1 protein-coding gene is annotated in these 1,650 nt (G+C 46.0%); it reads right to left on the bottom strand.

Annotated features, from left to right (window positions below; translation table 11 throughout):
- Window positions 1-168: 168 nt before the first annotated feature.
- A partial coding sequence (locus AB1552_14395) for a transposase (protein MEW6054948.1) occupies window positions 169-1,650 on the bottom strand: 1,482 nt, incomplete at its 5' end.

The raw sequence follows: 1,650 nt of genomic DNA, 5'->3' as shown, positions 1-1,650 counted from the left end.
GCCTCCTGACTACTGGAGGGTTCGAGCATGGGAATCTGGGCAAATTTTGTAAAACAGCGGGGTCAGACCTACACATTTGACAAAATGAGTTCGATCCGGTAGGGGCACGAATAATACACGTAACAGTAATATTGCAGTCCTAGTTAGATGGACTCTTTCCCTGTAAATTCATATGAATCTGAAGCAAATCCTATGGTTATTCAGCCAAGGTATCCTTGGATCAAGCCCCTTTTTCAAAAGCTTTGCCTGAAGGTTATCCAAGAGTGGCCTAACTGCATCCTGATGTTCAAACCCAAAGACATCGACTCTGATATAATCGCCATGCAGCTTTACTTTCCCCTGCACATTTTTTAGAAAGTGACGATGGACTAGACTTGGAGTCATTGAGAGGAATTCACCGCCTAGATCATTGCGGAAGGCACTCATTAAATTGAAGGCCATGAGTTTCAAGGCCAGGTTAGCTGTGATGGCATTGAGGTTCGTGCTTACCAGGAGATTGAAACCGAGAAAATCACATTCCGAGAAGAGATTCTCTATCCTCCACCTTTTTCGGTATATCTTGAGAAGGGCTCTGGGGGTAATATTTAGATCGTTGGTGATGAACCCCACATATTTGGTCTTACCATCCTCTTTGGCCTTTAGAACGAGCAACCGTAATGGATCGTTGTAATCCTTGAGATAGGTAAATACATCGGCCAGTCTTCGACCCTCAAATCTTCGGATAAATTCTGAGGCATCTATGGCCTCCATCTCTTTAAGCCTCTTATCAGAATTGCGCATGGGCAGGATCACTCTAATTCCCCTCTCATCTAATTGGCTCAGTAGAGTGCCCACGAAATGCTCTTTATCCATCGCTGAAAGGAAGGGGTTTTGGAGGATCTCCAGGGTTTTGTCCATAAGATCAGGGACAGCCATACTCACCGTAGTCCCGCTGTAGAATGCCTTCAAGAATATGGGGTTCTTGGTCTCCTGGTCTTGTGTCCAGAAGGTCCTGATGCTCTTATCGTATATCTTCTCCTTGGAGAGATAGCTCTTTGGCATATGCATCCGGCTGAAGGTGCGGATGGAGTGACCATCGGTATTGACAAGGTTGCCTTTCAGATAACCGAGCTGTTTTTGTCTCTTACCCATCTCTAGCAGGAGCTCTTCGGAGTGAGCTGTGGGAATTTGGTTGAAAAATCTATTCTCGGTCACGGGGCTACAGATGAAGGGCAAACCACTCAGCAGACCATAGCTGGACTCCCTCAGTTCATCTAACTCCCTTGTCCCCTTTATCCCATAAAGGGAATGATGAATAACCTGTAAGCCCAGTTTTTGGGGGGGGATACCGCCAACCTTATCGGGTAATAAAGTGCTCAGCATCTCCCAACTTCCCAGTTGAAGATGATAGGGAACCAAAAACAGTCCCCCCACATAAGGGGAACTAAAACCAGACCTGAGCCTCTCTTCCAGCTCCTTCTGAATGGATGAAGGAGTGACCACAACTTTATTTGTCCTGCACTTCTTATTTTTACTGAGGACATCTATTTTCTCCGGAGTGAGGAATTGACGGCATCTCCGTCTAATCTCTTTTTTGGAGTTTTTTTTACCGTGATCCTGTATTTCTCTAAGATCTCCCCCACCATGCGGTCCCGAACCGGGAACCCTTCT

The sequence above is a fragment of the Nitrospirota bacterium genome (assembly GCA_040754395.1).
Classification (GTDB): Bacteria; Nitrospirota; Thermodesulfovibrionia; order Thermodesulfovibrionales; family SM23-35; genus JBFMCL01.
This window is presented reverse-complemented; position numbering and strand designations above follow the sequence as displayed.